Below are 25960 nucleotides of genomic sequence, written 5' to 3' on the forward strand. Positions count from 1 at the left end.
AAAAAGTAACTGCTTCATCCATAGAAGAAGGGTGCCTCAAAGGTTTGGATAGTGGAGACACCCTTCTTTCAACTATGAAATTAACCTTTTAATTCATTTATACGTGCTTCTACTGCTGCACGCTTTTCTAAATAGTCTTTCTCTTTTGCTCTTTCTTCGTTAATCACCTTTTCTGGCGCTTTTTTCACGAAGCCTTCATTGCTTAATTTCTTTTGAACACGTTCTACTTCTTTATTCCATTTCTCTAGCTCTTTATTTAATCGAGCTATTTCTTCTTCCATATTAATTAAACCTTCTAAAGGAAGAATGATTTCAACACCTGTTACTACAGCTGTCATCGCTTTATCCGGAACAGCAATATCTGTATCGATACTTAATGTTTCTGGATTACAGAAACGCTCAATAAAAGATTTATTTTCAAGGAGCGTAGCTTCTACCTCTTCATCTTTAGCTTTTAATAAAATACTGATTTTCTTGCTCATTGGTGTATTAACTTCCGCACGGCTATTACGAACAGAACGGATAATCTCCACAAGCAATTTCATATCATTAGCAGCCTTCTCATCTGTAAACGCAGGATTTACCTCTGGCCATTTCGCAATAGTAATCGATTCGCCATCATGCGGAAGGTTTTGCCAGATTTCTTCTGTGATGAATGGCATAAATGGATGTAATAAGCGCATTGTATTATCAAGAACATACGCTAAAATCGAGCGAGTTGTCAATTTAGCCGCTTCATCTTCACCATATAATGGAAGCTTCGCCATCTCAATATACCAGTCACAGAAATCATCCCAGATAAAGTTATAAAGAACTCTTCCTACTTCTCCAAACTCATAGCGATCAGATAGACGTGTTACTGTTTCAATTGTTTCATTTAATCTCGTTAAGATCCACTTATCTGCCACTGATTTTTCGCCTGATAAATCAATTTCATCATTAGCTAAACCATCCATATTCATTAATGCAAAGCGGGAAGCATTCCAAATTTTATTTGCAAAGTTCCAAGTTGATTCAACCTTTTCAATGCTGAAGCGCAAATCTTGACCTGGTGAGCTTCCTGTTGATAAGAAATAGCGTAAGGAGTCTGCACCGTACTTAGCAATAACATCCATTGGATCTACACCATTTCCTAAAGATTTACTCATCTTGCGTCCTTGCTCATCACGAACAAGTCCATGGATCAGTACATCTTTAAATGGTCTCTCTCCAGTAAATTCTATCCCTTGGAAAATCATACGAGATACCCAGAAGGAAATAATGTCATATCCAGTTACTAATGCAGCAGTAGGATAATAACGCTTATAGTCCTCTGCCTCTGTATTTGGCCAATTTAATGTAGAGAATGGCCATAACGCTGAACTGAACCATGTATCTAATACATCTGTATCCTGCGTCCAATTTTCAATATCTGCCGGCGCTTCATGGTTTACATAGATTTCTCCTGTTTCTTTATGATACCAAGCAGGAATACGATGCCCCCACCAAAGCTGACGAGAAATACACCAATCGCGAATATTTTCCATCCAGCGCATATAAGTGTTTTCAAAACGATTTGGCACAAAGTTTACTTTTTCTTCTTCTTTACCTTGTAATGCAATTGCTTCATCAGCCAATGGCTGCATTTTAACAAACCATTGAGTAGATAGATATGGCTCTACTACAGCACCGCTTCGCTCTGAGTGTCCAACTGAATGCATATGCTCTTCAATTTTGAATAGTACGCCCATTTCCTGTAAATCTTTTACGATTTGTTTACGACATTCGAAACGATCCATTCCCTCATATTTTCCTGCACGCTCATTCATTGTGCCGTCTTCATGCATTACAAGAATTCTTTCTAGATTATGACGATTACCAACTTCGAAATCATTTGGGTCATGGGCAGGAGTCATTTTAACAGCACCTGAACCGAAATCCATTTCCACATAATCATCTGCAACAATCGGAATCTCTCTACCTACTATTGGCAAAATTACTTTCTTGCCAATTAGATGTTGGTATCTTTCATCTTTCGGATGGACAGCAACACCTGAATCGCCTAGCATCGTTTCTGGGCGAGTTGTTGCTACTTCAATATAACCAGTTCCATCTGCTAAAGGATATTTCATATGATAGAATGCACCTTGTACATCCTTGTAAATTACTTCAATATCAGAAAGAGCTGTTTTGGTAGCTGGGTCCCAGTTAATAATATATTCGCCGCGGTAGATAAGCCCTTTCTTGTATAAAGAAACAAACACCTCGCGAACTGCTTTTGAAAGACCTTCATCAAGCGTAAATCTTTCTCTAGAATAATCTAAGCCTAATCCTAATTTAGACCATTGTGCACGAATATGGCTTGCATATTCCTCTTTCCATTTCCATGTTTCTTCTACAAATTTTTCACGGCCAAGATCATATCTGCTAATCTTTTGGGCACGAAGCTTTTCTTCTACCTTTGCTTGTGTTGCAATACCTGCATGGTCCATACCAGGTAACCATAATACATCATAGCCTTGCATTCTTTTCATTCTTGTTAAAATATCTTGTAATGTTGTATCCCATGCATGCCCTAAATGCAATTTACCTGTTACATTTGGAGGCGGGATTACGATTGTATAAGGATTTTTCCCTTCATCTGGCTTTGCCTCAAAAAACTTGCCTTCTAACCACCAATCATAGCGACCCTTTTCAATACTTGCTGGATCATACTTTGTCGGCATGGAGATTTCTTTCATTTCCATCCTAATTTCCTCCTAATCTTGTTCCTTTGTCCTTTTTAAAGCAAATAAAAAAACTCCACTCGTCTGAAAAGGACGAATGGAGTTTGTTCGCGGTACCACCTTTTTTCCAACACAAAAAGTGCTGGCTCTTTCAAAGATGATATCGGATACTGTCCGTCTTTTACTAATAAGCACACCGTTCGCAAAAGAAGCTCGAGGGCTACCTTCCAATGGGTTGAATAGAAATCTCGCAGCAGATGATTTCCTCTCTTTGAAACAACGTACATTGTACTACTCCCCGTCATTGCCTTAATAATTTATTTATATATGCTATACTACCGAAAAAAACTAATTCTCGTCAATAAGGATTGCCGATTTTTTTTCATTTTATTCCTATCTATTTTTTGTTTATCTTTAATATATGTGCCTGGGAAAAGATCGTTACAAATTTAGGAACAAGCAGAGAACCCAAGATTTTAATCCTGAGTCTCTGCTTGTTCCGCTTGTTCTGCCGCTTCTTGCTGTGCTTTCTTTTGTCTTTCTATTTCATCTACTCGCATCACAACATATTCTGTATTTTTTAAAAGCCAATATTGTTTAAGTAGTTTTTGTGCATATTTGCGTTCATTGATCGCTTTCTTATCTGCCTTCATATATTTCTCACAAATACGAAGAACTGGTCCTGGATGAGCCAAATAACTTAAAAACAACAGCATTTCATCATATTTTAAAGGATTATGATTGAAATACGTATAAAGCCACTCAATACAGTCTTCATTTTGCTTAGGTGCTGTCCTCAAGGAACGGGACAGAAACGGAAGCAGGTCATGGCTTGCCGATCCATATCTAGCATTTTCAAAATTAGTAAAATAGCCATACCCTCTATCATCATAAAGAAAATGTTCTGGTGATATTTTCCCGTGGATAATGGCGACTCTTGCCTTTTCATCCTCTTTCGTTTCCTCATACCATTCTTTCAATTTAGTCTCTGAATAAATCAAAGCCTGCCGAATGTCATGATAATACATACAAAACATTAACTCAAACGGTGACATATATTCTTTATTTTCACATTGCTCAATAAAACCAGCTAGAAACTCTTGTTCTTTCTCCATTTCTAATTGTGTATTCTCAAAATGCTCTTGTCGATCTTCCTTTTCAATTTTTACTTCTTTAGAACTTAAAATATGGAGCCTTGCTAGCTCTCGAAACATTTGTTGATGTTTCTTGAAATATGTTTCTCTTTCTTCATTTGGCAGCCAAGGCATTAAATAATACAATTGATTGTCATAAAGAATCGCATATCTTCCATCCACCGCTGGATATATTGGCACAATTCGATTATACCCTTTTTGATAAAGCATTCTTATATGACGTGTAAAATCAGCCCCATTATGAGGATCAATTCGTTTTAACGCAAAAGTACCTTTATTGCTATATATTTTGGCAACTTTGCCAAACTCTTCAACAAAATTCGGTTCTACTGCGTATGATTTTAAGATAGGTGAATATTTGTTTAATATATTTTTTTCATTCATATCCGCCCACACTTTCTTATCAAGTGAAACTCCCATCCTTTTCTTATTTTCTATAGATGGTTAGCTATATAATTCGGGCATTTGCCAAAGTGTCAAGATAGAATGCTACCAAGCTCTTAAAATAATCTATTTGCTCTTTAACCCTTTAATCGATTTTCCCCCTCAAAAAACGATTGAAAAAAGCAAAAAGAAAACAGTCAAGCAGGAAAATCTCCTGCCTGCTCCAGTTTATTGTTCTTATTTCTCTACGAAATTTCCTGGTATATATAAAACTTGCCCTTCATAAACATCTTGATTTGCTTCCATTCTATTTTCTTTCAATAATGTATGGATATTGACATTATAACGATTACTTAACTTTTCTAATGTATCGCCTTGCTGAACAATACAAACTTTCACTTTTGTATGCTTCTCTTCTTCTTTTCTAGCAAAAAATTCTGTAAAGGTTAGAGATTTTGTTTTACTAAATAGCCCTTTTTTCTTTTTTGGTTCTTCATGAGGAGAAGATGATGATTCTTCTAATTTCTCTTCTTCCAGTAAAAGTTCTTCCTGCTTCGATTCAGATGAAGATTCTTGTTGTGGCTTTTTAAATACATCTTCTGCAGAATAGACATTTTCCTCACTTCTGAATAAAGAAACCTTCATCTCAGGTTCTGAAGAGGTAATCTCTTCTTCTCTAGTTTCCTCAGAAAAATAAGGTACTTTAGCATTTTCATTCGTACCCCAATCATCCTCTTCTTCCGGTGACTTTCTAACCTCAAGTTCGAATGGGGAATACAAATCATCGTCTTCTACCTTCTCTTCACGCTGTTCTTCTAAAAGTGGACTGACATTTTGAAATGGACTAACAGCTATTTCAATAGGTTCTTCTATTGAATCATTTCCATTGTCATCCTCATCCGCTGAACCTCGCCAAGCTAATTCTAGTTCTTCTTCTACATTCTCTTCATCAACACTCTCTTCTTCTTCAGAAGCAAGACCTGAAATAGTTAAATCTGCTGTCAAATTCAAACAGCTTCTTTCCGGGAAGACATAATCAAAAGTATCAATCTCAATTTCAACATCTTCAAGACTTGTGACTCTCGAAAGGGGCATGGTAATATCCACCGGAAAATGGTGTAAAAATTCACACACTCCTTCCTCTCTTTCCATTATTGAATGAATTAATTTAGGAGCCTTAAAAGCCTCCTCTTCTTCTTGTTCCCCTTCATTAAAGCGCTTGTATTCACCACTTAACTCTAAAGAGCCTTGAATGATAATATACTGATCGTTCTCTTGGATTGTTATATTGGGATCAAGTGAAATGGAAAGCAGATCCTCTACTTCCTGTCCTTTTTGAAACCAGACGGACTCTTCCAACGAAAACCGCAAAATAGACGAATTTTCTTGAGACAAAGCGACTCCTCCTCTCATTCCTTTCACGTATATATCACTATTGTCTTTAAAAACTTATGATTGTCTGTAACACTTTATGAATATTTCTTTCATTTGTTTGTCTTAACAATAGAGGAAAATAGACTATTTCCACTTGATTAATCTTATTTTTCAGAATTCATACACCAAATTGTTAAAACTAATTGCTTTTTCTAGCCCTTTTTTTAGTAAAGGTTTTATATAATAAAAGCAGATTTTACAAGTTATCAAAATTATTTAAATTGGAAATTTAGACCAATTTAGATTTTTTATCTAAAAAGGAGGATCTATTATGGCTTTTCCCGTGCTAATGTATCACGAAATAAGAAAAGAAGAAGATTTTCATGCAACCGAACAGCATCCAATCGATGTAAAGCAAAATTATAAAGATTTCTTGCCTTCTCCACTTTTCATAACACTTGAAAAATTTGAACAGCAAATGGAGTATTTATTTATCAATGGTTTTCACCCTTTAACTCTAAATGAAGTAAAAGCATATTACGAAGGAGGTTCTTTACCGGAGAAATCTGTATTACTTACTTTTGATGATTGCTTTCAATCCATAAAGGAATATGCGTATCCAATTCTAAAAAAATACCAAATTCATGCAACAGCTTTTGTTGTAACAGGGTGGCTGCATGATAGTAAAAGACAATTTGAAAAAGAAAAATCTGTCTGCTTATCCATAAACGATTTAAAGGAAATGACTGATGTTTTTGAATATGCCAACCACACTGATTGTATGCATGTCCGAACAAGTGAAACAGAAAGTTTATTAATGACATCTAGTAAAGAAGACTTTGCTAAAGACTTAGATGAATGTAATAACCATTCACTAATCGAGCATAAAAATGTATTCGCCTATCCATTTGGACTATTTAACGAATCCAATGTTTTAACTTTAAGAGAAAAAGCGTTTAAACTCGCCTTCACTTGTGAAAATGGTCACAATGATAGAAAAAATGATCCACTTTTATTAAAAAGAAATGCTATTCCCTATTTAATGGACTTAGAGACATTCAAAAAAATCATTACAAATTAGGAGAAAAAAGATGAAAAAAATAATGACGCTATCCTTATTAATCGTATTTGTTTTACTTTCTGCTGCTTGTGGAAAGACTGCTACAACCGAAACAGATAAAAACGAAAACAGCAACACAGAAAAAACATCTGGAGAAGAGCTAACCATCGGAATATTGCCGGCAGAATCGGCGATACCTATTATTTTAGCAGAGGAAAATGGATACTTTGACGAAGAAGGAATAGACGTATCCATAAAATCCTTTTCTTCGCCAACAGATCGAAATGTTGCAATTCAAGCGAATGAACTAGATGGTACAATCGCTGATGTGATGACAGCGGCAGCATTTATGGAAAATGGAATTAATATGAAGATTACTTCCGATATAAGTGAAGATTTTAAAATCCTCTCCTCTCCTAATTCAGGAATTACAGAGATGAAAGATTTAAATGGGAAAAATGTTTCGTTAGTGCCGAACTTTATCTTGGAATATATTATGGATGATTTCGCAGCTAAAGAAGACTTCACCTATAATATCGTGGAAATCCCTTCTTTTTCTGGTCGTGCAGAAGCGCTGATGGCAGACAAAGTAGATGGAGTTGTATTTACAGAACCACAGGCTAGTATGCTAGTTAGCCAGGGAGCTCACCTTTTAGGTAGCTCAACAGATGCAGGAATTAAAGGAGGGACGATTCTTTTTTCAGATGAAATGATTTCAACCAAATCAGCGGACATCAAAGCTTTTTATAAAGCGTATAATCAAGCAATTGACTATATGAATAATACGAAGGCGGAAGAATATGGAGATATATTAACTAAATATCAATTCCCAGATGCAATGAGCAACTATTTATCAACAAAAGATAGCTTTCCTTATGCAAGTATAGTTTCAAAAGATACCTTTGATTCGATTGTTCAGTGGACGAAAGATAAAGGGCAAATTACGAAAAACTATTCTTATGAAGATTTAACAGACTTCACATTGTTACCGAATTAAACAAAAAAGAGGCTGGGACAAAACTAAATAACTAATCTTTAAAGACGAGCAATCTTTAATTTAGCTTTTATATAAAGCTACTTTCTCATGATGGTTATCTATGTTTTTAAATATAGCTAAGTATAAAAACTAAGTCGTTCCATTACGCTACAGACGCACGATGCGCCGGGGAGGACGCTCCATTTCACTTCGTTTTTAAACCTTTATCTAAAAAAAACGAACGTTTATGCAATTTAATTACATAAACGTTCATTTTTGTTTTCGGTTGAAATGCTTATGTCCAAGCCTCTTTATTTATGATTCCAAGGGGTAACTTTTAACTCCAATTTATCTAATATGATAAATAACAATAAACCGATACATCCTAAGGTGACGATCCCTGCAAACATTTCTTCATAATTCATTTTCGTCCATGCACTGATTATATAATAGCCAATTCCATAAGTTGTTGCATAGTTTTCTGCAAAAAATAATGTTGCTAAACTAATGCCAATACTAATTCTTATCCCTGTAAATATGGAGGGAAGTATGCTCGGGAAAATTAAGTAGATTAATTGCTGGTAAATTGGTGACCGAAAGCCGTGCATCACTTTATAATAACTTGCTGGAATTTGTAATACACCATCTCTAACCGATAAAATGATTTGAAAAACAATAATCCAAATAATTAGGGTAATTTTAGATTGGTTTCCCAGCCCATACAAAATCATAAATACAGGTAAAAATGCTACTTTGGGTATTGGATATATATAATATAGAAAAGGTGATAGAAAGGTATTAATCTTCTTATTTTTGCCTAAAATAATCCCCAATGGAATTCCTATTAACAAAGAAATAAAAAGAGCAATGGTAATTCTCAGTAAGCTCGCTCCTGCATGCAGAAGCAACATCCATTTTTCGTTCCATATATAAGTAACTGTTAAAATGGGTGATGGGATGGTATGTGACTGTACTAAAAAATAGACAATATACCAAAATAGAGTGACACTTATAAAGCCTACGATTAGTTGATTTCTAAAGACTTTCCGAATGATTTTCTTCATTATTATACCGCCGCTAATTTTCTTCGAACTTCAATACAAGCTTTATAAAAAGACAAATTTTCTTTCGCTTTTTCTACCCCGAATAGCGGATTATAAATAGTCTCGATGTCTCCATTATCTTTTAGCAATAGAATATACTCACCAAGAAGTACTGCTTCTTCTATATTATGAGTTACAAAAAGTAATGTCGTTTGTCTTTTTTTAATCTGCACATATATTAGCTGTTGAATTTGTTCTTTTGTCAGTTCATCTAATGTAGAAGTCGGCTCATCCATTAACAACAACTCAGGCTCATTAATTAATGTTCTTGCTAATGCTACCCTTTGCTTTTGTCCACCACTTAACTCTGCCGGATATTTATGCTCCATTCCACTTAATCCAACTTCTCTTATTAGTGCTGTTACTCTTTCTTTGATTTCCTGTTTCGTTTTCCGTTTATCTAATTTCAACGGCATCGAAACTGCATCGCGAACTTTTAGCCAAGGAAAAAGACCTAAGTCCTGAAACATAAAACCAATATCCTTGCTAGGTTGCTGAATTCGGTTTCCTTCGATTAACACTTCTCCTTCAGTTGGGATCAGGAAACCTGCTAAAAGGTGGAGAAGTGTACTTTTTCCAACGCCTGACTTACCGATTAATGCATATGATTTACTCTTTTCTAGAGTTAAATTTAGCTTTTTTAAGATTGTATTATTTTCATAAGTAAAACTAACGTGCTGCATCTTTACAAATGAATCCATGAAACATCCCTTCTTATCGCTTATTACTAGTTGCATCATATCATATTAGTCACCTTCATACAGTGGCAAAAAATCGACAGTTCTAGATAATTCGGAGTAAATAAGAAAATGTCTTTTGCTTAATTAATTTCTACATAAAAAAAAATGAAAGAAACTGGGCACTTAAGTATTCCAACCAAATATAAACCCAAACAATTTTACGGAGATGTTAAAAACATTCGTATAATTGTTTGGGTTTTTAAATTTTTTAAAATAGACGGTTTTTGCTTATCACCCGCAACCTAAATACATTTCGCTTTCCATAGGATGGGGCAATCGGCAAGCCTCCCCGACGCATCGTGGGTCTGTAGCGCAATAGAACGACTTAGTTTTTACACGTCCATTTTGTCCTAGACTCTTTTTTTAAAAACAATAATCTTCTAAAACAAACTCGTTTTTAAGCTTTCAATGTAGAAAAGGCATGTTTAGCTGCATGAATGGTTTGCTCAATATCATCATCCGTTAATGCAGTTGACAAGAACATCCCTTCAAATTGAGACGGTGGTAGAAAGATGCCTTGTTCTAACATGCTATTATAAAAGCTAGCAAAGTAATCAAGATTGGATGTTTTAGCACTTTCATAATCTTTTACATCTTCATTGGTAAAAAAGAACCCAATCATAGATCCCGCGCGATTTACTGTAAACGGAATTTCATATTTCGCAGCAGCTTCTTTTAAGCCTTCTTCCAAACGATCTGCTTTTCGGATAAATTCTGTATACGTTTCTTTCGTTAATTGAGATAATGTTTCAAACCCTGCTGTCATAGCAAGTGGGTTACCCGATAAGGTGCCTGCTTGATAAATAGGACCGCTTGGGGCAATTTGATTCATAATTTCTGCTTTTCCGCCATATGCACCAACTGGTAATCCTCCGCCAATTACTTTACCTAAACAAGTAATGTCAGGTTTAATGCCAAAATAACCTTGTGCACAACCATAATCCACGCGGAAACCTGTCATTACTTCATCAAAAATAAGTAAAGCGCCATATTCTGTTGTAACATCACGCAAGCCTTGTAAAAAGCCTGGTTTCGGTGGAACAACACCCATATTTCCTGCAACTGGCTCAGCAATAATGCCTGCAATATCTTCTCCATATGTAGAGAATGCATATTTAACACTTTCTAAATCATTATAAGCAACGGTAATGGTATTCGCAGCAATGCTTTCTGGAACTCCAGGGCTATCTGGTAAACCTAGTGTTGCTACACCTGAACCTGCTTTAATAAGCAAGGAATCCCCATGTCCGTGATAACATCCTTCAAATTTAAGAATTTTATTTCTGCCGGTATAGCCTCTAGCTAAACGAATAGCACTCATTGTAGCTTCTGTACCAGAAGACACCATGCGAACGATTTCGATGCTAGGAACACGTTCTTTCACAAGAGCAGCAAGTTTGTTTTCAATTAAAGTTGGCGCCCCAAAGCTAGTACCTTTTTCAGCAACCTTCTTAATTCCCTCTACTACTTGATCGTCAGCATGCCCTAAAATAAGAGGTCCCCATGATAATACATAATCAATGTATTCATTGCCATCAATATCATAAATTTTAGAGCCTTTCCCAGAATCCATGAATACTGGATTTCTTTTAACCGATTTAAAAGCACGAACGGGGCTATTTACACCACCTGGCATTAATTCTACTGCTTCTTTATATGCCGCTTCTGATTTTTGATAGGAACGCATTATGACTTCCTCCCTTATTGTTCTTTTAGCATACGTGCTACATCTTTAGCAAAATAAGTAATAATTAAATCTGCCCCAGCACGTTTCATGCTAATCATCGTTTCCATAATTATTCTTTCTTCGTCAATCCAGCCATTTTGTGCTGCCGCTTTAACCATGCTATATTCACCACTAACATTATAGGTAACAATTGGCAAATCCCATTCATTTTTCATGTCTCGAACAATATCAAGATATGGAAGACCTGGCTTTACAATAAGAAAATCTGCGCCTTCTGCAACATCACTTTCCGCTTCTCTAAATGCTTCAAGACGATTAGCAGGATCCATCTGATATGCTTTACGATCTCCAAATTGAGGTGTACTATCAGCTGCTTCTCGGAACGGCCCATAAAATGCTGATGCGTATTTGACACCATAACTCATAATAGGAATATCCAAAAATCCGGCTTCATCCAACCCTTTTCGAATTGCTGCTACAAAACCATCCATCATATTAGAAGGTGCAATAATATCTGCTCCAGCAGCAGCTTGGCTAATTGCTGCTTTCACAAGCAATTCTAGAGACTCATCATTTAATACTCTTCCTGCTTCAATTACGCCACAATGTCCATGGCTCGTATATTCACATAAGCAAGTGTCAGCAATAACAATCATTTCAGGATAGTTCGCTTTGATGTACTTAATTCCTTCTTGAACAATACCATGATCATGAAAGGCTTGTGTTCCACATTCATCTTTTTCCTTTGGAATTCCGAATAATAACACAGATTTGATTCCAAGCGCCTGTACTTCATCCATTTCTTCTTTTAAACGGTCAATCGAAAACTGATAAATGCCAGGCATTGAAGAAATCTCACTCTTCACATTTTCTTCTTCTGTTATAAATATCGGATAAATTAAATCATCGATATGTACATATGTCTCTCTAACTAATGCTCTCATATTAGCAGATTGTCTTAATCTGCGATGACGTTTGAATTCAACCATTTTTTCTTGCCTCCAACTTAATTTGTTAAATACTGCACTAAATGTTCTAGAACGCTATCTGTTGTATAAGGATCCGCTGTTATTGTTACAGGTAAACCATAGGATTCCAATGTTTCTGTCGTAATCGGTCCAATGCTAATAACAATACAACTTTCCAAATTATTCATTAACTGATATTTTTTTATCACTTGCATAAAATGTTGTGCGGTGGAAGAACTGGTAAAAAGCAATATCTCTAAATCATTCTTCTTTACCTCTTCCACAAGCAGTTCTTCACTCTCTTTCGGAAAATACGTTTCATACAATATGGCTTCATCCACTTGCAAACCGTCTTTCCTTAATGCTTCTGCTAGAAATTCTCTCGATTTATTTCCTTTTACTACTAAGATCCGCTGATTCTTTTCGGTAATGGTAACGAACTCTTTTGCAAACTGTTCTGCAACAAATTGTGACGGAATGAAATCAGCTTGATATCCATGTTCAGAAACAGCTGCTGTCGTCTTTTCACCAATGACAGCAATTTTAGAGACAACTGTTAATTCTACTCTGTTTATCTCTTTAAAAAATGCCTCTACACCGTTACGACTTGTAAAAACAAGCCAATCATATACTTGGCATTTTAATGAAACAATCACTTCTTCAGGAAGAGGTTTTTCTCGAAAAGCGATAAGTGGCACTTCAACTGGAATTCCACCTAAATCGTTAATCCGCTTTGATAATACACTTGCTTGTTTTTTAGAGCGGGGAACGAGAATTTTTTTTCCTAGAAGGGATTTAGCCATCTATTATATTCTCCTCTTTTAATCGATCAATTAATGCTTTTGCACCTTTTTCTGTTAAAATGGCAGCTGCTTGTTCCCCTACCTCTACAGGGTTTTTCCCTGTAACTTCTTCCTTATAAATTTGTTTCCCATCAGGTGAAATGACTAATGCTGTTAATGCCACTTCATCATCCTTAACTTGTGCAAAGCCAGCTATTGGCACTTGGCATCCGCCTTCCATGCGCTGCAAAAATGCTCTTTCCGCGTAAACAGTGCGAGTCGTCTCCTGGTTTGACAACTTGCTTAAAAGCTCTAGCACTTCTTTATCATCTTCGCGACATTCAATAGCAAGTGCACCTTGCCCCACTGCAGGCAAACATACTTCCGGCTCTAAAAACTCCGTTACTACATCGCTTGTCCATCCCATTCTTGCTAATCCAGCAGCGGCTAATATGATTGCATCATATTCTTCTGTGTCTAGCTTGCTAAGACGAGTATCGATATTTCCGCGAATCCATTTGATTTCAAGGTCAGGTCTAACAGCAAGTAATTGTGCACCTCTACGCAAACTGCTTGTCCCAATGATTGCACCTTCTCTTAGCTCCTTTAGAGGAATATGGTTCTTACTTATTAAAGCATCACGATAATCCTCACGCTCTGGAATACACCCAATTGTTAGCCCTTTTGGAAGGATTGCAGGCATATCTTTCATACTGTGTACAGCAATATCAATTCCCTTATCAAGCATACTTTGCTCTATTTCTTTAACAAATAGCCCTTTTCCCCCAACTTTAGATAAAGTGACATCAAGAACAACATCTCCCTTTGTCACAACTTCTTTTACTTCAAAGTCAAAAGAAGAATCTAATTTTTTCAGCTGATTAATTACCCAATTCGTTTGAGTAATGGCTAGCTTACTTTTCCTTGATCCAACAATTATTTTGCGCATTAACAGTACCTCCAACATTGATTCCTTTATGTACTTTCCATTTAATAATGAAAAGTTGAAAAATTGCCTACTAAAAAGAAGTTAATAAGCATAATAAAAAAACTGGCAATATTTAAGAGGGCAACATTTTTCCCCCTTAACTTTTTTGAAACACGTAAATACAAAAAACTGCTATAGACTAATAGCACAATGAACGAGCTGATAATTTTCGGATCATACCAAAGAAAGTCTGGTCTTTGGATAATAGCCCATTGAACACCAAGAATTAAGCCAATTAATAACAATGGTACACCAAAGACGCTTAATAGGTAAGATATATGTTCTAATTTGGCCAAATCTGCAATCCTCATTACTCGTTTTCCCCATTTTTTCTGTTTTAGTAAATCATATTGAATACAATAGAGGACAGAAAAAATAAATGAAATTGTAAACATCCCATACGCTAAAATAGCCGCTGTTACATGTATGAACAGCAACTCCGATACAACCTGCTCTGCATGTGTAAGAGCAGAATCACGTGCAGGAGCAAATGTATGTATTGCCATAATAACAAATCCAAGGACATTCGTAAAAAACACGATAAAATCAATTTTCAACCATTTATTAATTACTAAAGAAAAGGTTACCAATACCCATGAATAAAAGTAAAGCCCTTCCATGATAGTTAAGATTGGGAATCTATTCATCTCCACTATATAAATACTTAAAAAAGACGATTGCAAAATCCAGACAAATAAAAGTAACCAGAAAGCTACTCGATTTGCTCTCTGGTTATTATGCAGAAAATCAAAAAAATACAATAGCACAGATAAAGCATAAAGAATAATCATGAATTCATGAAGTCTAGTCATAAAAATATCCTGCATCGACATTCCCCTTCAAACATAAAAGATCCTACTAATACCCCAAGTCTTCTATAACTTAATATAGGCTTATTTCTTAATCCTCCACTATATTTTAACCGATGAAAAGAAAAGTGAAACGACCATCCGCAGAGATTTTTTTACAGGATAGCAATTTAAAAAGCAAACTTTCCGTTTAATAGAGTAAAAAGCATTCATTCGTTATATTTATCACACTTGAATGGACGGCTGAGTGATTGGAGAAAATGCTTCTTTCTCGTCTTCCTTTACGACATTATTCGATTCTTTTTGTGTATCGGCTTCTAAATTGAAGATTTTCATAAATAGCTGCATCGATTGGTCAGCATCTGGAAGTGCCGCAAGTTCCTTCGCTTGAAGAATCGGATCCTTTAACATTTGATTCACAATACTTTTCGTATGCTTATTTAAAATCTTTCTCTCTCTTTCACTTAAATGAGGGAGCTTTCTTTCTAGGCTTTTCATTGTTTCACTTTGAATAGCTAGGGCCTTTTCCCGAAGTGCAGAAATGACTGGCACGACGCCTAATAAATGAAGCCATTGATTAAATTCAATAATTTCCGCTTCTATCATAATCAATATCTTTTCTGCTTCTTTTTGGCGTTCTTGGAGGTTTGCTTCTACAATTCCTTCTAAATCGTCAATATCATAAAGAAATACACTTTCTAATTCAGTTATTTCAGGATCTAAGTCACGTGGGACCGCAATATCCACCATAAACAACGGATTACCTTTGCGGATTTTTTCAACTGCATTCATCAATGCCTTTGTGATAACGAATGTGTTAGACCCAGTTGAACTAATGACAATATCTGCATCAATTAATGCACATTGCAGCTCATTCATCGGTTTTGCTTGCCCTTCAAAACGATCTGCAAGTGTTTCCGCTTTTTCAAATGTGCGATTTATCACAGTTACATTTTTAGCACCGTTGCTATACAAATTCTGAATAGCAAGCTCGCCCATCTTTCCTGCACCTAAAATGAGAACATTCTTATTTTGCAAGGTACCAAATATTTTTTTTGCCAATTCTACTGCTGCATAGCTTACAGACACAGCGTTTGCACCAATCTCTGTCTCTGTGTGTGCTTTCTTTGCAAAAGTAATAGCCTGTTTAAATAACTGGTTAAACACTGAACCAGTAGATTTAATGGATTGTGCTGTCAAGAAGCTTGTGCGAATTTGACCAAGAATCTGTGTTTCTCCGACAACCATTGAATTTAAACCACAAATAACTTGGAATAAATGATTTAAAGCTCCATCTTGTTCATACACAAATAAATAAGGAACAAACTCATCTTGTTCCAACTGAAACCATTCTGCTAAAAATTGCTTTATATAATACCGACCAGTGTGAAGCTGATCAACTACTGCATATATTTCCGTGCGATTACATGTTGAAATAATAATATTTTCTAGTATACTTTTTTTATTTTGTAATTGATTCATAGCTTCCCCTATTTGCTCTGAATCAAATGTTAAACGTTCACGAATTTCTACTGGGGCCGTTTTATAATTTAGTCCGACAGCTACTATATGCATTTTACCTAATGACACCCCCAAAAAGTTGTTCTTACCTTGTTAATCATAAAGAACATTTTAAAAACCATTTATATAAATAAATTAGATTATAATAATTATTAACACGTAGTTATTATAACAAAATCATTTCAAAAATGGGAAACATTTTGCCCTATAAATGTGAACAAATTGTGAATTCGTATGGTAAGATATAGTATTAATAACAGTAAAAGAATTATACTTACGTTATTTACTAGTAATAGTTTATACTTCTTTTATAAAATTATCGTTGTAATCTTAGTTTTTTTGTTAAATATAGTACTTTACTCATTGTACAGTAACAAAAATCTTCTATGTATTCAAGCTGAGTTTTTTGGAAGTGGAGGAAATAATGAAAACACAAAAATGGTTCTCCGGTATCGTATTAATTGGTTTTGGATTTTATTTTATCTTAAAAGAATTTAATATTACCATTCTACCCAATCTATATACATGGCCAACCCTATTAATTATTATTGGGATTGCCTTTCTTTTTCAAGGCTATAGTGGGAAGGATTATGCTGTCATTTTACCAGGTGTGATTTTAACTGGCTTTGGCTTACACTTTCACTTAGTGAATAAGCTTGCAATCTGGCCAGATCACACAGGTACATTTATTTTAATTATTGCTCTTGGCTTTATTCTTCAAAATCAGAAAATGGGGCAGGGAATGTTAAATGGTCTTCTATTTCTCTTGTTAGCTGTTCTTTTGCTTTTTTATCAAGAAATTCTCGGCTCGTTAACATTCTTAAAGATTAGTCCACATACTTTAAATAACTTGATACCCATTCTATTCATCATCGTTGGGGGATATTATTTAGTATCGAAAAAGAGGAAATAAAAGTGTTATACATAATACAAAATGGCTACGGTCATGATTGTAGCCAGGAAAGTTAAATCTATACATCTATACTAAAATAAAAAATCGACTCACTTTTCAACTAGTTATGCTAGCTGATGTGAGTCGATTTTTTATTTATTTGCTAAATGTTCTAGCAGAGACCAAACTTTATCTTTTCCTTCTCCCGTTTCGGATGAGAATAGGATTAAGTAATCATCTGCACTAAGCCCTAATGTTTCTTTTGTTACTTTTAAATGTTTTTGCCATTGTGATTTTGATATTTTATCTGCTTTTGTAGCAATTACGACACATGGTATTCCATAATGCTTCAAGAAGTCATACATTAAAATATCATCAGCAGTTGGCGGATGGCGAAGATCTGTAATTAAAACAACTGCTTTTAACTGCTCTCTTGAGGTAAAATACGTTTCAAGCATTTTTCCCCAAGCTTCTCTTTCTTTCTTAGAAACTTTTGCATAACCATAACCAGGTACATCAACAAAGTGCAGGATTTCATTGATTAAATAAAAATTCAATGTTTGTGTTTTTCCCGGTTTGGACGAAATGCGAGCTAACGCTTTTCGTCCAAGCATACGATTAATAAAGGATGATTTCCCCACATTCGATCTTCCAGCTAAAGCAAACTCTGGTAGATTTCCTTCTGGATATTGATTGGGTTTTACGGCACTAATTACTATTTCTGCTTGATTAACTTTCAAAGATTTACACTTCCGTTCAACGCGTGTTTTAATACTTCATCTACATGTGAAACTAAAATAAAGTCTAGTTCTTCTCTTACACTCTCAGGAACATCGTCGATATCCTTAGCATTATCTTTTGGTATGATAATGGTCTTTAAACCGGCACGGTGAGCACCAAGGGATTTTTCCTTTAATCCTCCAATTGGCAGAACTCGTCCTCTGAGCGTTACCTCTCCTGTCATCCCTACTTCTTTCTTGATAGGTTTGCCAGAAAGAGCAGAAACAAGAGCAGTTACCATTGTAATCCCTGCAGATGGTCCATCCTTTGGTACTGCACCTTCTGGGACATGGATATGAATATCATATTTCTCATGGAAATTCGCATCAATTCCTAGCTCTTCTGATTTAGAACGAATATAGCTAAATGCAGCTTGAGCAGATTCCTTCATTACATCACCTAATTTTCCGGTCAAAACTAATTTACCTTTTCCCGGAGCCAAAGATACTTCAATTTGCAAAGTATCTCCCCCAACTGTCGTATAAGCAAGGCCAGTTGCAACACCAACTTGATCTACTTCTTCTGCCTGACCATAATGGAAAATAGGCTTTCCAAGGAAATCTTCAATATTTTTAGCAGTTATCACTACTTTTTTCTTTTCACCTGTAACAATCATTCTTGCCGTTTTGCGGCAAATGGTTGCAAGTTGTCTTTCTAAAGTACGGACTCCTGCCTCTTTTGTATATAAACGGACAATTTTTTGGATGCCATCTTCTCTAATTTGAAGCTGAGATTTAGATAATCCATGGTCTTTAATTTGTTTAGGCAATAGATGATCTTTCGCGATATGAATTTTCTCGATTTCTGTATATCCAGCAATTGAGATAATTTCCATTCTATCACGCAATGGCCCAGGTATGGTAGCTAAATTATTGGCTGTAGCAATAAACATAACCTTCGATAAATCATATGTTTCTTCAATATAATGATCGCTAAAATTATGGTTTTGCTCAGGATCAAGTACCTCAAGCATAGCAGAGGAAGGATCTCCACGGAAATCATTGGACATTTTATCGATTTCATCTAATAAAAATACTGGATTAATCGTCTCTGCTTTTTTCATTCCTTGAATGATTCTTCCTGGCATTGCTCCAACATAAGTTCGTCTATGTCCTCTTATTTCCGATTCATCACGCACTCCACCTAAAGAGATGCGAACAAAATTACGGTTTAAAGAGCGTGCTATAGAACGCGCAAGACTCGTTTTCCCGACTCCAGGAGGTCCAGCTAGACAAAGAATAGGGCCCTTTAAAGAGTTTGTAAGCTTTTGTACGGCTAAATACTCTAATACCCTTTCTTTTACCTTTTCAAGTCCATGATGGTCGTCATTCAAGATTTTTTCCGCTTTAATTAGATTCAAATCATCTTCTGTTGCATTCGTCCACGGTAACGCTAATAGCCAATCGATATAATTGCGGATGACAGAGCTTTCTGCAGAGGTGGAAGGAATTTTTTCATACCGATCTAATTCCTTTAAAGCAGTTGCTTTTACATGATCGGGCATTCCTGATTCCTCAATTTTTTCAAGCAGTGTGCTTACTTCACCACTTTTTCCATCTTTATCGCCTAGCTCTTTTTGAATAGCCTTCATTTGTTCCCGTAAATAGTATTCCTTTTGTGTTCTTTCCATGGATTTCTTTACACGTTGACCGATTTTCTTCTCTAAATTTAAAACTTCTTTTTCGTTTTGAATGATATCAATCACATAATTCATTCTTTGCTTATTGTTTAGCATTTCTAAAATCTCTTGTTTTTCTTTTAATTTAATGGGTAAATGAGAAGCAATAATATCAGCCATTCTACCTGGCTCTTCCATATCAGAAACTGTTGCATATGTTTCATGGGATATTTTTTTAGAAATTTTTATGTATTGCTCAAAATACTGCAGCATTGTTCTCATTAATGCTTCATCTTCTACATCTTTTGAAGTTTCTTCTTCGTAAAGGTGCAGACTTGCTGCAAAATATCCATCTTCCTCCATTAATTCTTCCAGCTCTGCTCTTTGTACCCCTTCAACAAGGACTCTTATTGTTCCATTTGGTAACTTTAACATTTGTTTTACTTTTGTTAATGTTCCAATTTTATATAAATCCTCTTCTTCGGGTTCGTCTATATCCATATCTTTTTGCATTGTTAGAAAAATTAAATGGTCTTCTACCATTGCTTTTTCGAGAGCTTGAACAGATTTATCACGACCTACATCTAAATGAAGTACCATCGTTGGATAAACCAGTAATCCCCGAAGCGGCAGGAGGGGGACTATTGTTTTTTTATTTTCCTCCATGACGTTGCACCTCCAGCTTAAAAAATCCCTTACTTTTAGCGCCTAATCGCACTATTTCTATCGATATAGGCATCCCTTGCATTCTAATGCTTTGTACAATTCTATCTCATTTATGAAAATGTGTCTATTAACTAGAGTTATTAGACAGTCCGAAAAAATAGAACTAATTTTTCGATTCCCCTTTTCTACTCTTCTTAATCTGTATTTTGTTTACTTAGATAGAATTTCACGAGGAGAAATAACTTTTAAAAGACATTATCCAAATAATGCATAGATCCATTTAAAATAAGCCTTCTCTAATAAAGTGGCTTATTTAGGTGGTTTCCATTCAAAAAAGAAAAATATCAACACCTATTCTCCTCTTTTTCATTATATAATAATCTTTTCATTTATTAAAATATAGGTTATATCTACAGGTTTTCTTTTATTATCTTCCCCCCATACATACGGCTTCACAAAAAACTGCCGACCAACTCTCTCTTAACTGAATTAGCCGACAGTGAAAATGCTTTTACTGAAAGCATTTTTTATGTAATATAAGGAATTAAATACTTTCTTTCTTTGTCCATGCAATTGTAGACGCTGGAATTGCTTCTTCCTTCCATTCTTCCTTAAGTAATGCATGCTCGATAACTTCATTAAGTGATTGAACCGGAACAATGGTAATGTCCTTTATTTCCTCCAATATAGCCTGCATATTCTCTTGTGGAATAATAACTTTTTGAACGCCTGCAGCTTTAGCTGCTTTCACTTTCGCTACTACTCCTCCAATCGGTTTTACTTTTCCATGAATACTAATTTCCCCTGTCATTGCTACTTTTCGATCTACCGGTTGCTTGTAAATAGCAGAATAAATACCAGTTGCCATAGAAATACCTGCTGACGGTCCATCAATCGGTATACCACCTGGAAAATTGACATGGATGTCAAATTGGTCTGCTGGAACGTCCATTGATCGTAAAACCGTAATAACATTTTCTATTGAACCCTTTGCCATGCTTTTTCTTCGAATCGATTTACCTTGTCCTCCAATACTCTCTTCTTCCACAATACCGGTAATATTGATGCTTCCCTTCCCATCTTTTGCCGGAATAACAGTTACCTCAATCTCTAATAAAGCTCCAATATTGGATCCATAAACCGCAAGCCCGTTAACTGCTCCAATAGTAGAATGTTTATTAATTTTTCTTTCCATTCTAGGAGAAAGCTGACTTGAATTAATAACCCATTCTACCTCATCATCCTTAATAAAGCTCCGCTCCTCACCTATCGCAAGGCCAGCGGAAATCTGTACCATATTAACTGCTTCTCTTCCGTTTCTTGCATACTCTGAAAGGGTATCGAGAGCTTTCTCACTTATGGACATATTCACTTTATCTGCAGCTTTTTTGCCAATTTTTATAACTTCTTCTTTTGTTAATTCTCTAAAGAATACTTCCATACATCTTGAACGAATTGCTGGAGGAATTTCGTTTGGTGTTCGAGTTGTTGCTCCAATTAATCGAAAATCTGCAGGCAATCCATTTTTAAATATATCATGTATATGGGAAGGAATTTGTGTATTCTCTTCATTGTAATAAGCACTTTCTAAATAAACTTTTCGGTCTTCTAACACTTTTAAAAGCTTATTCATTTGTGTTGGATGTAGTTCTCCAATCTCATCAATAAATAAAACTCCACCATGAGCGTTAGTAACTGCTCCTTGCTTCGGCTGTGGGATACCAGCTTGTCCCATCGCTCCAGCCCCTTGATAAATCGGATCATGAACTGATCCAATCAACGGATCTGCAATACCCCTCTCATCAAATCTAGCTGTTGTAGCATCTAATTCCACAAACACAGAGTTTGGCTTAAAGGGTGACTTCTGGTTCTTCTTTGCTTCTTCTAATACCAGTCTTGCTGCCGCTGTTTTACCAACCCCTGGAGGTCCATAAATAATAACATGCTGTGGATTTGGACCACAGAGTGCTGCTCTTAATGATTTAATGCCATCTTCCTGTCCTACAATATCAGCAAAGCTTGTTGGACGTACTTTTTCAGAAAGCGGCTCTGTTAAGGATATGGCACGCATCTTTCTTAGCTGATCCATTTCTTTTTTTGATTCACGGTCAATCGAAACCTTTTGTGTTCTCTGACTCTTTAATAAGTTCCAGAAATAAAGTCCGATGATAATCCCGAAGAATAATTGTACAAATAAAGCGATCTCCGCCCAATTCATAAATAATACCTCCTATAATCATGTTGTTTTAGAACCTCACATATGTATGTCCCTTAAAAAATCTACAGATAGGGGCAAATCTTTCATTCACTCTTTTGAGTAGGTTCTTCGGTAAGCATGCGTGTATGTTCCTTTACTCTTTACATAAGAAGTGAGATAGCATGTCAATTCCGACATTTTTACCAATTAAGGATTATTGATTTACTATCTTAATGAATTATACAAAGATTGATGAAATGCTCATTTCCAATAAGCGTAGACACCAATGAAAGACCACATACCTAATAGTGCCTTGTCTTTAAAAAATAGTATCTCCTTCCCTTTGTTGGAATAAACAAGTTTTCATGGAAAAAATATGTGGAGTATGTAGAAATTTAAAGTGGAACTTCCAACAGTGGTGGTTTTCCTTCTTAGTAGTTGACACAAGAGTACCTTATGGACAAGTATATTCACTATCTTCCTTGCGTTCTCATTAGCAAAGAGTGAAAGTCTACTGTCCAGTGCGATAAAAAAGGGGTTCTCTCCTATTGTTGTTGATGGGGAATAAAATCACATAAAAAAAAAGAGAATCAATGGTGGTTTACACCAAATGATTCTCTTTTATAACTGTTGTTATGCAGATGTTTTTGTTTCTTTCTCCACTACTGTTCCATCTTCTAAAACAAGTTTTGGAGATGCATTTTCCGTTACTGTTTCTTTTGTAATAATACATTTGACAATGTCGTCTCTTGAAGGTAAGTCAAACATTATATCTAACAAAATACCTTCAATAATAGATCTTAATCCACGTGCCCCTGTTTTTCTTTCAATTGCCTTCTTAGCAATTTCCTTTAGAGCTTCTGGTTCAAATTCTAATTCGACATCATCTAATTCCAGCATTTTCTTAAATTGCTTTACTAAAGCATTTTTTGGTTTCGTTAAAATCTCAATTAATGCCTCTTCGTCTAATTGTCCAAGACTTGCAATAACTGGAAGACGGCCAATGAATTCTGGAATTAACCCGAAGCGTAATAAATCTTCTGGTAATACTTTCGCAAGTAAATCTTTATCTTCCACTTCTGCCTTTTTACCATCTGAACCAAAACCAATTACTTTCTGACCTAAACGTCTTTTAATAATCGGTTCGATACCATCAAATGCACCACCACAAATAAATAGGATATTCGTTGTGTCAATTTGAATGAATTCTTGATGAGGGTGCTTTCTGCCACCTTGAGGCGGAACACTAGCTACAGTACCTTCTAGAATTTTTAATAATGCTTGTTGAACACCTTCACCAGAGACGTCTCTTGTAATGGAAGGATTTTCTGATTTTCGTGCAACTTTATCAATTTCATCAATATAAATAATACCTTTTTCTGCTTTTTCTACATCATAATCTGCAGATTGGATTAATTTCAAGAGAATATTTTCTACATCTTCCCCAACATATCCAGCTTCTGTTAGACTTGTTGCATCTGCAATAGCAAATGGTACATTTAATATTCTTGCTAATGTTTGTGCAAGAAGTGTTTTACCACTACCAGTTGGCCCAATTAACGCAATATTACTTTTTGATAATTCCACATCATCAATTTTACTATTTGAATTAATGCGCTTGTAATGATTATACACTGCAACAGAAAGAGCCTTTTTCGCTTGATCCTGTCCAATGACATATTCATTAAGGATATCGCGAATTTCTGCTGGTTTCGGTACATCTTTAAATTCTACTTCTTCTTCTGTACCTAATTCTTCTTCCACGATTTCTGTACATAGCTCTATACATTCATCACAAATGTATACACCTGGACCAGCAACTAATTTACGAACTTGATCCTGTGTCTTTCCGCAGAATGAACACTTTAACTGGCCTTTTTCGTCATTAAATTTAAACATGCCTTCACCCCTTAATACTTCTTTTTGTATATTTTTACCGTTACGGAATATTATTGGTTTGAAACAAAACTTACTTTTTTCAACAGTTATGTATTGAATTGTATCACATGATGGTAATGTACAGGAAATAATTCAGCTTGGGTAATCAGCCCTAATCATCCAATAACGGTAAAATGTATGTACTTTCTTAAGCATAACCAGATTTCGCTTCTTTAAATCTGGAAATATTATCTCTTGATTTGTCTGTATATTCCTGTACGGTAGAGTAACTTATATTATAGTTACCCATATTATATGTTATTTAACACTAATATAAAACTAAGGCACGAAATAGTCGCGCCTTAGTTTTTTTTCTTACTTCTATTATGCAACAGTTTTGCTGTTTTCTACAAGGAAATCGATTGCTTTTCTCATTTTAATGTCCATTTGTAAGTTTTCTACACCGCCAAGTGCTTGTTTAATAGCATCTACTGGCATATTGTACATTTGAGACATATTTTCAAGTTCAGCATTTACTTCTTCTTCTGTTACTTCAATATTTTCTGCTGCAACAATTGCTTCAAGAGTTAAGTTAGAACGAACACGTTTTCCAGCGTCTTCTTGCATTTGCTCTTTTAAAGCAGCTTCATCTTGTCCAGAGAATTGGAAGTATAATTCAAGGTTCATACCTTGCATTTGAAGACGTTGTTCGAATTCATTCATCATGCGATCAATTTCTGTATCGATCATTGCAGAAGGGATATCCATTGTTGCATTCTCAGAAGCTTTTTCTACAACCGTATCACGTACTGTATGTTCCGCTTGATGTTTCTTATCATTTTCTAGACGAGTTTTAATTTTTTCTTTTAATTCAGCTAATGTTTCAGCTTCTTCATCTACGTCTTTTGCAAATTCATCATCTAATTCAGGAAGTTCTTTTCCTTTGATCTCATGAATAGTTACTTTAAATGTAGCAGGCTTTCCAGCTAAATCTTCAGCATGGTATTCTTCTGGGAATGTAACTTCTACTTCTGTCGTTTCGCCAGTAGCAACTCCTACTAATTTTTCTTCAAATCCAGGAATAAATTGACCTGAACCAAGTTCTAATGAGAAGTTCTCAGCAGTTCCGCCTTCGAATGCAACTCCATCTTGGAATCCTTCGAAGTCCATAACAACTGTATCGCCTAATTCAGCAGTACCTTCTTCTTTTACTACTAACTCAGCTTGTTTTTCTTGCAATGCTTTAATTTCAGCTTCAACTTCTTCATCTGTAACAGTTGTTTCAACAGCAGGTACTTCTAACCCTTTGTACTCACCTAATGTTACTTCAGGCTTCACTGTAACAGTTGCTTTGAAAATTAATGCTTTTCCTTTTTCGATTTGTTCAACATCGATTTCTGGACGATCCACTGGCTCAATTCCAGTTTCTTCAATTGCATTTGCATAAGCTTCTGGTAAAAGAATATCAATTGCATCTTGGTATAAAGATTCAACACCAAAACGTTGTTCGAACATTCCACGTGGAATTCTACCTTTACGGAATCCAGGAATATTTACTTGCTTAACTACTTTTTTAAATGCTAAATCTAAACCTTCGTTTAATTTTTCTGCATCTAATTCAATTGTAAGAACGCCACGGTTCCCTTCTAAAACTTCCCATTTAGCTGACATACTATAA

General features: G+C 35.5%; 19 protein-coding genes and 1 other annotated feature. Of the genes, 3 read left to right on the forward strand and 16 right to left on the reverse strand.

Annotated features, from left to right (window positions below; genetic code table 11):
- Window positions 1-80: 80 nt before the first annotated feature.
- The 3 genes from QQZ16_RS22685 to spoVID form a co-directional block, all read right to left on the reverse strand.
- Entirely contained in the window at window positions 81-2726 is a 2646-nt protein-coding gene (locus QQZ16_RS22685) for a valine--tRNA ligase (RefSeq protein ID WP_284561823.1), read from the reverse strand.
- Window positions 2727-2791: 65 nt separating this feature from the next.
- Window positions 2792-3019 (reverse strand) — a binding site (T-box leader).
- Window positions 3020-3181: 162 nt separating this feature from the next.
- Entirely contained in the window at window positions 3182-4243 is a 1062-nt protein-coding gene (ysxE, locus tag QQZ16_RS22690; protein ID WP_235247764.1) for a spore coat protein YsxE, read from the reverse strand.
- Between the two features lie 237 nt (window positions 4244-4480).
- Window positions 4481-5638, reverse strand: coding sequence for a stage VI sporulation protein D (gene spoVID, locus QQZ16_RS22695; protein WP_284561824.1), 1158 nt, complete (start codon window positions 5636-5638; stop codon window positions 4481-4483).
- A 310-nt stretch (window positions 5639-5948) separates the two neighbouring features.
- Here spoVID and QQZ16_RS22700 point away from each other — a divergent pair, with 310 nt between their 5' ends.
- Window positions 5949-6698, forward strand: a complete 750-nt coding sequence (locus QQZ16_RS22700) for a polysaccharide deacetylase family protein (protein ID WP_284561825.1) — start codon at window positions 5949-5951, stop codon at window positions 6696-6698.
- 10 nt (window positions 6699-6708) lie between these two features.
- The gene (locus tag QQZ16_RS22705) at window positions 6709-7674 is read left to right on the forward strand and encodes an ABC transporter substrate-binding protein (RefSeq protein WP_031537068.1); all 966 of its coding nucleotides are present in this window, start codon (window positions 6709-6711) and stop codon (window positions 7672-7674) included.
- 290 nt (window positions 7675-7964) lie between these two features.
- Here the strand turns inward: QQZ16_RS22705 and QQZ16_RS22710 are convergent, their stop codons facing one another.
- From QQZ16_RS22710 to hemA, 8 genes are all read right to left on the reverse strand, one after another.
- Complete coding sequence (locus QQZ16_RS22710) at window positions 7965-8717, reverse strand: ABC transporter permease (RefSeq protein WP_048717100.1); 753 nt, start codon at window positions 8715-8717, stop codon at window positions 7965-7967.
- A gap of 2 nt (window positions 8718-8719) precedes the next feature.
- Window positions 8720-9457 (reverse strand): ABC transporter ATP-binding protein, encoded by a 738-nt coding sequence (locus QQZ16_RS22715; RefSeq protein WP_235247781.1) that lies wholly within the window; start codon window positions 9455-9457, stop codon window positions 8720-8722.
- A gap of 436 nt (window positions 9458-9893) precedes the next feature.
- Window positions 9894-11183 (reverse strand): glutamate-1-semialdehyde 2,1-aminomutase, encoded by a 1290-nt coding sequence (hemL, locus tag QQZ16_RS22720; protein WP_031537063.1) that lies wholly within the window; start codon window positions 11181-11183, stop codon window positions 9894-9896.
- Between the two features lie 14 nt (window positions 11184-11197).
- Window positions 11198-12172 carry a porphobilinogen synthase gene (hemB, locus tag QQZ16_RS22725; protein WP_031537062.1) on the reverse strand — a complete coding sequence of 325 codons (975 nt, stop codon included), beginning with the start codon at window positions 12170-12172 and terminating at the stop codon, window positions 11198-11200.
- A 17-nt stretch (window positions 12173-12189) separates the two neighbouring features.
- Complete coding sequence (locus QQZ16_RS22730) at window positions 12190-12954, reverse strand: uroporphyrinogen-III synthase (protein ID WP_284561826.1); 765 nt, start codon at window positions 12952-12954, stop codon at window positions 12190-12192.
- The gene (gene hemC, locus QQZ16_RS22735) at window positions 12947-13882 is read right to left on the reverse strand and encodes a hydroxymethylbilane synthase (RefSeq protein ID WP_284561827.1); all 936 of its coding nucleotides are present in this window, start codon (window positions 13880-13882) and stop codon (window positions 12947-12949) included. The genes QQZ16_RS22730 and hemC overlap by 8 nt, the downstream gene beginning before the upstream one ends.
- A gap of 41 nt (window positions 13883-13923) precedes the next feature.
- The gene (locus QQZ16_RS22740; protein WP_031537056.1) at window positions 13924-14748 is read right to left on the reverse strand and encodes a cytochrome C assembly family protein; all 825 of its coding nucleotides are present in this window, start codon (window positions 14746-14748) and stop codon (window positions 13924-13926) included.
- Between the two features lie 207 nt (window positions 14749-14955).
- Window positions 14956-16305 carry a glutamyl-tRNA reductase gene (gene hemA, locus QQZ16_RS22745; RefSeq protein ID WP_284561828.1) on the reverse strand — a complete coding sequence of 450 codons (1350 nt, stop codon included), beginning with the start codon at window positions 16303-16305 and terminating at the stop codon, window positions 14956-14958.
- 370 nt (window positions 16306-16675) lie between these two features.
- Between hemA and QQZ16_RS22750 the strand changes: the two genes are divergently transcribed.
- A complete protein-coding gene (locus QQZ16_RS22750; RefSeq protein WP_031537053.1) occupies window positions 16676-17164 on the forward strand; it encodes a LiaI-LiaF-like domain-containing protein in 489 nt (162 codons plus the stop codon).
- A 131-nt stretch (window positions 17165-17295) separates the two neighbouring features.
- On the opposite strand, the gene yihA is transcribed toward QQZ16_RS22750, so the two are convergent.
- From yihA to tig, 5 genes are all read right to left on the reverse strand, one after another.
- Window positions 17296-17883: a ribosome biogenesis GTP-binding protein YihA/YsxC gene (gene yihA, locus QQZ16_RS22755; RefSeq protein WP_031537052.1), complete on the reverse strand. Its 588-nt coding sequence runs from the start codon at window positions 17881-17883 to the stop codon at window positions 17296-17298.
- A complete protein-coding gene (gene lon, locus QQZ16_RS22760) occupies window positions 17880-20207 on the reverse strand; it encodes an endopeptidase La (protein ID WP_031537051.1) in 2328 nt (775 codons plus the stop codon). Before lon ends, yihA begins: the two co-directional genes overlap by 4 nt.
- Window positions 20208-20751: 544 nt before the next feature.
- A complete protein-coding gene (gene lonB / locus QQZ16_RS22765) occupies window positions 20752-22425 on the reverse strand; it encodes an ATP-dependent protease LonB (protein WP_031537050.1) in 1674 nt (557 codons plus the stop codon).
- Window positions 22426-23037: 612 nt separating this feature from the next.
- Window positions 23038-24303, reverse strand: a complete 1266-nt coding sequence (gene clpX / locus QQZ16_RS22770; RefSeq protein WP_031537048.1) for an ATP-dependent protease ATP-binding subunit ClpX — start codon at window positions 24301-24303, stop codon at window positions 23038-23040.
- Between the two features lie 363 nt (window positions 24304-24666).
- On the reverse strand, window positions 24667-25953 hold the full coding sequence (gene tig, locus QQZ16_RS22775) for a trigger factor (protein WP_031537047.1): 1287 nt from the start codon (window positions 25951-25953) through the stop codon (window positions 24667-24669).
- Between the last annotated feature and the right edge of the window lie 7 nt (window positions 25954-25960).

Source organism: Bacillus sp. T2.9-1 (assembly GCF_950097965.1).
GTDB lineage: Bacteria > Bacillota > Bacilli > Bacillales > Cytobacillaceae > Niallia > Niallia hominis.